The organism is Vibrio cincinnatiensis DSM 19608, assembly GCF_900167345.1.
GTDB lineage: Bacteria > Pseudomonadota > Gammaproteobacteria > Enterobacterales > Vibrionaceae > Vibrio > Vibrio cincinnatiensis.
In genome coordinates this window covers 1-7,373 of record NZ_FUXB01000031.1, presented here as the reverse complement: position 1 = coordinate 7,373, position 7,373 = coordinate 1, and the positions used below count along the sequence as shown (strand labels likewise).

Here is a 7,373-nt window from a genome sequence, read left to right as displayed (position 1 = left end):
CTTCCCTACAACGCTTCTGACCGTTACTCTTAATAACAGCCACTTGCAGGTGGTTTAAAGCCGACTTCCGACAGTAGACTTTGAAGGGCCTGCCTTCATCTCTTCTTAAGCTTACGCTCAAATGGTTAACCTTAAGTTAACCTCTGTGCTCCACGGCACACTCATGATTTTTCCCTGACTGTTAGGGTTCATCGCCACAAGGTACGCTTTGTAATGCTCTTCTAAATAACGGCCAAGGGTTAAGCTTTTGCGCATTTCCCGCTTTTTGGCTTCATGGCGTGAGGCTTGAACGTCTTCCCCTTTTGCCACTAATCCCGCTTTCTCTTTGGCTATGTCTCGCGCTTGCGCTGGCGTCAATGCCTCAGCAGAACCAATCAGGTAATTTCGTTGCTTACCCTTCAGTCGATAGTAGAAATAGTATTTGATAGCACCTTTAGGTGAGATACGGGCATGAAAGCCGCTGATTTCCGTATCGTTCAGCCGCTCCTGTTCAACGGTGAGATTCTTGATAGAGGTCGCGGTGATTTTTTGCTTGATAGCCATGAGCTGCATCCTGCCGTGTAGCCAATATGTAGCAAAAACATTATATATCAACGTGCAGAGATGAACAACCAAGAACAAACAAATCAATCATAACCAATTGAATTAAAACACATTAAAAGACAATCTTGTTTATGCTTGTTCACTGTGAAACATTTAAAACACCCACGCTTAAGGGGCTGACAACGCTACTACCAAGTTTCCGCATAACACTGAAACCACCGAAATCAACGCACAATAAAAATGCCGCGCGTTGGAAGTCCCTCTTGAAGCGTTTGTTAAATGGTTATTGCCAACGGATTAAGGAAGTTCTCCAAATCCCTCCCACCTAGAGTTGAATGGTCTTCATTAATAACGTGTAGCTTGTTTAGCTTTCTATTGTCTTGATAAAGATTCCATACGCCTTCATGCATACCGACAACAATGTTAATAGGATAAACTCTTTCCATAGCTCGAATCATTCTCAAATGCATAGCTTTTGCATGACCACCTACGAACATTGTGGGTGCTAAATGTAGTCCTTTTTTATTGTCAAGCAGAACCGTCGGGGCTTCATCACTATGCCAACTATGTGCAGTAATATACATGCCAATAAATGAAACCATCAACTCAGGGAAAGGTGGCATAGATTTACACTCATGTGCTGCAATAACGTCCGAACTTGACACCCTGTAGAAGGAACGCTTACCGTTTGCAAAGTCTTTATCTTTAACTTTTTCAATGTCTAAGTTTCGCTTCACGACTGCTAGGTCAGGTGCAAATGAAATCATTTCGTCTAGGTTTGAGTATATTTTAAGCTGTTGACGAATTTCATATTCTGACTCTCCAATTTTAGCAACAATGAAAGAAAAATTATCAGGATTACCATTCGGTGATGTCAAATAACGAAATTCATTATCTACTGTTAAATTTTCCACACGCAGTTCAAAACCGACCCTTTCATAATAATTAAGCAATGCATGAAAACAACCAATCTCAAAAGAAGCAGATAATTCACGGCTTTTTTTGCTAAAAGTAAATGAATGCTCTTCTGCGAATGCTGCAACAAGAGCGTCAACAGAAGACAACCAAGAATTATCATCGCTCATCTTCTAACAACCCCCTGTGGATATTGAATATAATATCATTCGTAGAGCTGTAGTTTACCAACAATGGGGAAATGCCTAATCTTGATAACATGACAAAAAAATCCGAGTTGGCATTTGAAATTTTCCTATTTCTAGATTTATCAAATTTGATTGTATTCCCATATTTTATTGGTATGGTTGCACCAACACCAGTCGCTGAAATATTCAGCGCCGAACTAGCTAAAGGACCTAACACAAGTTGATAAAATGAGTTCAATGCGAAAATTACGTGTAATTTTTGATCATTCCAGCCACGCTTATACAAGAGGGATAGCATGTCATTATCTTGTTCTTTCATGTATGTCAACTGACGATAAAATGCTTCTGTTCTACTGTAGATAGACTTCTTCACATCCCAGTCTAAGTATTTAGTTAAATCATCTAAAAATTTCAATGACGTCTCCAACCATTTAACGCCCGCTTAAGGGGCAGCCAACGCCACTACTAACTTACCGCATAACACCGTAATCACCAAAACCAACGCATAGTAAAAATGCCACGCGTTGGCTGTCCCTCTTGAAGCGTTTGTTAGCTGGCTAGCTGCCAACGGTTAAGGTGAAAAAATAGCACACCTTGAGCAGAACCTAGCAAACCTACAGACACACTGATTGGCAAAACGAAAAACAAAACATACTTTATAATGTCGGTTAAATCTGCTCCATCCAGTACAGTTCCAGCAGCAAAAGCTTGGCTAGAGATACTTAAACCAAGAAACACGATGCACACAGTAAAACCGACCAAAAAACCTTCTAATACGTAGGCCTTCAAAGTCCCACATTGCCTAGAAAGGTTATAGCTAAGTTTCGTGCTACGCCATGCTACAACTAAAAATATTGGGAATAAATATACTGCAAAAAATGGTATAGCAAGGCGCCAATCAGAAACTAAAAGAAGCCCAACGCATGACCAAAACACGAATACAATGATGCCATTTTGAATACCAATCAATCTCGGGGCCATTTGTTTTCCTTTGCCAGCTAACGCCGCATTAAGGGGCAGGCAACGCAAACAACTGCGCTCAAACTAACCAACCGTAACCTCAAATGCCAACCAAACCAAAACTGCCAAGCGTTGACTGTCCCTCTTGAATGCTTTGTTATGAGCGGGGGGATAACTACCACACAAACAGCTTAAAATAACTAAGGATTAAAAAAGAAGTGATCAACCCTATCCATCCTATTCCTTTAGTTACAACTTCGGGAGAGCTTGTATTTAAATTAGGAAACAAAATCATCCCAAAAGATAGCATTGGCAAGAAACCATAAAGCTGTCCCATATACTTCGATGTTAACCCTGGAAACGGGCTTATCAAATGATAAACCACAAGATAAAGTCCATAAGTGCCAATTGCTATATTTGCCTCCTTTAGAGGTGTTTCACTTCCCTCGAAGTAGAAGTAAAAGCCAATAAGAACGACAAACACTACTGCATCAATCAATGTTGAGTATCCTTTATTTCTTTAAAGCTCATAACGCCGCATTAAGGGGCAGACAACGCTACTACCAACTCACCGCATAACACCGTAATCACAAAAACTAACGCATAATAAAAATGCCACGCGTTGGCTGTCCCTCTTAAATGCTTTGTTAGCTTGCGTGCCAAAGTGACACAATGATTGCTTTTTGTATATTTAAACACCATAATAAAGATGTGACATTTTGACACAAAGGAGAACACATTATGGCTACCACTTTACCTCGTATCACTGCGAGAGTTGATGTTGATACGCAAAACTTATTAACCAAAGCAGCTGCTCTCGCTGGCATGTCTAGTATTAACTCATTTGTACTCAATGCTGCAATCGAAAAAGCAAAACAAGTGATTGAACGTGAGCAAACACTAAAATTAAGCCAAGCAGACGCCATTTTACTTATGGAAGCTCTCGATAAACCAACAACATTAAATCAAAAGCTTAAAACTGCCGCCGAACGCTACGAGACCAAAAACCAATGATGAAAACGGTATTACTCGATAAAGATAAACACGATAGAAACCGATTCAACTGCGGAATTGATGCGCTTAATAACTATTTGAAAGTAATGGCAAGTCAGCAAGCTAAAAAAGACAATACCCGAACATTTGTTTTAGAGGATGAAAATAACACCTCACTTATCATCGGTTTTTACACTTTAACAATGACACCCATTGACCTAAAAGCATTACCCGATAAGTTACAGAAAAAGCATCAGTCATCAACTTCTGGCGGACTCATTGCTCGCTTAGCTATCGATGAGCGCTATAAAGGCAAAGGATTTGGCGAGTGGTTACTTATCGATGCTCTACGAAAACTACTAGCCGCTAGTGATAGCGTAGCATTCCCCGTTGTTATTGTTGACGCAAAAGATGGCGCTAAACTTTTCTATGAGCGCTATGGTTTTAAATCGTTTCAAGATGCAGAAAATAAGCTATTTATCACCATTTCAGATATTAGGGCAAGTTTAGGCTAGTATTGCTAGCCTTTAGCAAGCTAACGCCCGCTTAAGGGGCTGGCAACGCATTTACACCAAACTAAAGCACAACAGCCATAACCACTTCGGCTTATTAGGACTGGAAACGCTACGCGTTGACAGTCCCTCTTGAAGCGTTTGTTAAGGCGCTTGTAGCACACGCGTAATTAGGATCTTTTACTAACTCCATATATGGCATTAATGAAGGATCGAATGAATATAAACAACATATGGCCTCTAAAGCCTTAAGCTGTTTATATGAACCATTATCGAATCGTTCTGGTAAAGATAAAATACTTTTATTACTCAAAAACCTTAATTTAAAACTTTCATTCTGAACTGAATTTAATATAGAAATTAACCCATTAATAACATGATGACTTACATTATCATAAACACCCATACGATAACGATTTTTTACTTTTCGAGAATATGAAATCAAAGCAATATCACTATAGCTAATATATCCATATTCAAAAGCCACTCTAGCAAGTGTTTCCCAGTCAAATATATATCTTCCAGTTTCAGCAATCAGCCTAATCAATATATTCCTAACACTAATCACCAACATATCTACGACATAATTAGCAGTGTATTTAGACTTAGGCATATAATTAATCATTTCTAGCAAATCAATATTAGATTCTATTTCTCTATTATAGTTACTTTGAGGTTCCCAACTATCATTCAACTCTCGATAGATACCCGAACTATCCGATATTAAAACCGACTCATCTATTACATGCTTAAAAAACAGACTACCATTTTTTGCTAAATACTTTGCCTTGGATGTATGAAAAGAAGTAACTGAAAACCCAATATTACTATAGTAATTTTTAGCAAAATTTATTCGGCTCCAATCACTTGAAACAATCAGTAAATCACGGTCAGAATAGCAAGATGCATAACCATTGTGTCGACTGCCAAACTCTGCTACCAACATTACCTAACAACCCTCTTTAGAATTGAGTTTGCTGTGAATGTCAGCAAAGATATACCAACCAGTACATTAGCAATTACTACAATATAACCAAACTCTGTAAATTCAGAAAAACCTGACGCTCCTAACGTAGCCATTGTTGTTATTGTAAAATACGTAGACTTAATTAATGACATATTTTTGGGCGATTCCACGAAAATAAGAGATGAGTATTGGTAGTTAACCAATATCATAATAAACAATGCAACTACTGTAGTGAGTGTAAGATTCCTAAGCCTATAGCCAAAACCAAATAATGTATAATGCAGATAACTAAAAACTCTTCTTGGCGTATACTTTATCCATTTTTGGTTATCTTTCTTAGCTGCATTAACAGACTCAATTCTTTTCCACTTATGAAAGTAATACTCAGCTTCAGATTTAAACTCCCTTTGAGAGTCTTCTTTATATTGATTCCTTAATTCATTAAATAAAGACACAGCAACATTAGCATACTCACGCTTTGTAATGGCTCTTCTAAACTGTTGTGGTTTAGCATAAGTATTTTTTATCTTACATCTGAAAAAATTACAATCAATAAATTCACAACCATGTATACTACAATCTTCAAAATTAGAGCCAATAAAAAGACAATTTTTAAATATACAATTCTTAAACATTATGTTTTTAAGATGTGTTTTAGAAAATGAAAACTCTTCAAATGTAATGCTTTCGATTTTTTCATTTTCCATTTCATCTGGCATAAATGCCAAATTACACAGATGCTTACTCGTATGTAGTCTTGACTTAAAATCATCAGCATTAAGTATCTCTACATAACCATCATTTAATTTGAAAAAGTTATTCATTTTTCTAATTTTTCACCATTTGTAAAACTGAACCACACTTGAGCGCCTTAACGCCCGCTTAAGTGGTGATCAACGCTACCACGACACTTAATTATTACACCGTAAACACTAAAGCTAATTCAAACCAAAACCGCCGAGCGTTGCGAATCCGTCTTAAAGCGTTTGTTATGTTTATTTTGCGAAAACAAATCTGAATCCAGTATCAGCAAGCAGGCTTTCCTTAACTTCATCGAGAGTATTTGCAAGGATTTCTAGCTCGCTCTGAGAAAAGACATACTCTTTCCGATGGCTTATTGAGTACTTCCCGCTATTGGCTAGTTTTGTTTTTACCTCATTCAACTTATCTTCCCTTATTTCGTCTGCAAGGTCGTCCTCTTCCATCACGCGCAAAACTGTTTCGATAGATAGAGATGAATCATTGACGACTAAGTTCGCTTTTTCAGCTAATAAGTCAAATGGAAAGAGGTCTTTCCCTTCGTTGAACATACGAAAATATTTCTCGGATTCGTCATAGGAGTGCTCAAATTCATAAATTTCAACAAATGGCATTTTTTCAAAATCTTGATTAACGTCTACTAACACCGATTGTGCCATCTGCTCTTTGGGTCTTGGGTAGACTTGAGCGCCAACTAGATCACACGTATAACCAGGTATAAATGGCAGTCTGTACATTACACCAACACCTTTTTCTACTGGTGTCCAAACATTATCAGTGCATTCGCAACAAGCAAAGAACGCAGCAACACTTAACGAATGTGTAACATCCAAGTGCGTCGTTTTAAGACCATAGTGCTGGGCTAGTGCTTCCAAATTCAACTCTAGCCCTATTTCTTTAGCCAATTGTTGACGAGGGTTATCAAGAATGCTCTTAAACTCTGCCAATTTAATCTTGTACGCAAAAATATCCTCGTGCCTAACCACACCTCTAAGCAAGGACGATACACATGGACTAAAGCGTTTGCTTTGTCCACGATATACATACACGCTACTCATTTTATTGAGTGACGGAATAATCGCACTACCACCATTACCCTTATCAATCCATTCAAAGCTTGGACCATCAACTATCTGAGGAAATAAAGAATTTTTTATATCATTATCTTTGAGATAATTAATCAAATCAGATAGGGAGCGAAATTTTTTCATACTATCTCCATAAACTAGTGTACCCCACGAAAAGTGGACACAACATAACTACACACTTTCGAACTCGACGGGACTCACGTAGCCCAACGCTGAGTGCTTCCTATTTCGATTGTAATAGATCTCGATGTATTCGAAGATCCCCATTCGTGCTTCTTCGATAGTTTGGTAATCTTCTGCATAAATCAACTCAACTTTCAGTCGACTGTAGAAGGACTCCATCACCGCATTATCCCAACAATTGCCTTTGCGACTCATGCTTGGCACCCCTCCATGCTTACGCATGAAGTCCTGATAATCATGTGCCCTATATTGTACACCTCGGTCT

Annotated in this window: 11 protein-coding genes; 2 read left to right on the top strand and 9 right to left on the bottom strand. The window is 38.2% G+C overall.

The annotated features are described in order from the left end of the window. Positions 1-117: 117 nt before the first annotated feature. The 5 genes from B5D54_RS16370 to B5D54_RS16345 form a co-directional block, all read right to left on the bottom strand. A complete protein-coding gene (locus tag B5D54_RS16370; protein ID WP_242004549.1) occupies positions 118-543 on the bottom strand; it encodes an Arm DNA-binding domain-containing protein in 426 nt (141 codons plus the stop codon). A gap of 275 nt (positions 544-818) precedes the next feature. After that, entirely contained in the window at positions 819-1,628 is an 810-nt protein-coding gene (locus B5D54_RS16365; protein WP_078927605.1) for a hypothetical protein, read from the bottom strand. Further along, positions 1,618-2,061 carry a hypothetical protein gene (locus B5D54_RS16360; RefSeq protein ID WP_078927604.1) on the bottom strand — a complete coding sequence of 148 codons (444 nt, stop codon included), beginning with the start codon at positions 2,059-2,061 and terminating at the stop codon, positions 1,618-1,620. The genes B5D54_RS16365 and B5D54_RS16360 overlap by 11 nt, the downstream gene beginning before the upstream one ends. Positions 2,062-2,195: 134 nt before the next feature. After that, a complete protein-coding gene (locus B5D54_RS16350) occupies positions 2,196-2,627 on the bottom strand; it encodes a hypothetical protein (protein ID WP_078927602.1) in 432 nt (143 codons plus the stop codon). Between the two features lie 154 nt (positions 2,628-2,781). After that, the gene (locus B5D54_RS16345; protein ID WP_078927601.1) at positions 2,782-3,105 is read right to left on the bottom strand and encodes a hypothetical protein; all 324 of its coding nucleotides are present in this window, start codon (positions 3,103-3,105) and stop codon (positions 2,782-2,784) included. A 242-nt stretch (positions 3,106-3,347) separates the two neighbouring features. On the opposite strand from B5D54_RS16345, the gene B5D54_RS16340 reads away from it, so the two are divergent. Further along, positions 3,348-3,620 carry a type II toxin-antitoxin system TacA family antitoxin gene (locus B5D54_RS16340; protein WP_004394087.1) on the top strand — a complete coding sequence of 91 codons (273 nt, stop codon included), beginning with the start codon at positions 3,348-3,350 and terminating at the stop codon, positions 3,618-3,620. Further along, positions 3,617-4,114 carry a GNAT family N-acetyltransferase gene (locus B5D54_RS16335; RefSeq protein WP_078927600.1) on the top strand — a complete coding sequence of 166 codons (498 nt, stop codon included), beginning with the start codon at positions 3,617-3,619 and terminating at the stop codon, positions 4,112-4,114. Before B5D54_RS16340 ends, B5D54_RS16335 begins: the two co-directional genes overlap by 4 nt. Before the next feature lie 109 nt (positions 4,115-4,223). Here B5D54_RS16335 and B5D54_RS17020 read toward each other — a convergent pair whose 3' ends face one another. The 4 genes from B5D54_RS17020 to B5D54_RS16320 form a co-directional block, all read right to left on the bottom strand. Then, positions 4,224-5,057 carry a hypothetical protein gene (locus B5D54_RS17020; RefSeq protein WP_115173899.1) on the bottom strand — a complete coding sequence of 278 codons (834 nt, stop codon included), beginning with the start codon at positions 5,055-5,057 and terminating at the stop codon, positions 4,224-4,226. Then, complete coding sequence (locus B5D54_RS16330; RefSeq protein WP_078927599.1) at positions 5,057-5,902, bottom strand: ion channel; 846 nt, start codon at positions 5,900-5,902, stop codon at positions 5,057-5,059. Before B5D54_RS16330 ends, B5D54_RS17020 begins: the two co-directional genes overlap by 1 nt. Positions 5,903-6,073: 171 nt before the next feature. Further along, positions 6,074-7,048, bottom strand: a complete 975-nt coding sequence (locus B5D54_RS16325; RefSeq protein WP_078927598.1) for an FRG domain-containing protein — start codon at positions 7,046-7,048, stop codon at positions 6,074-6,076. A 48-nt stretch (positions 7,049-7,096) separates the two neighbouring features. Beyond that, positions 7,097-7,373: integrase core domain-containing protein (locus B5D54_RS16320; RefSeq protein ID WP_139364801.1), on the bottom strand; the 277-nt coding region annotated here is incomplete at its 5' end.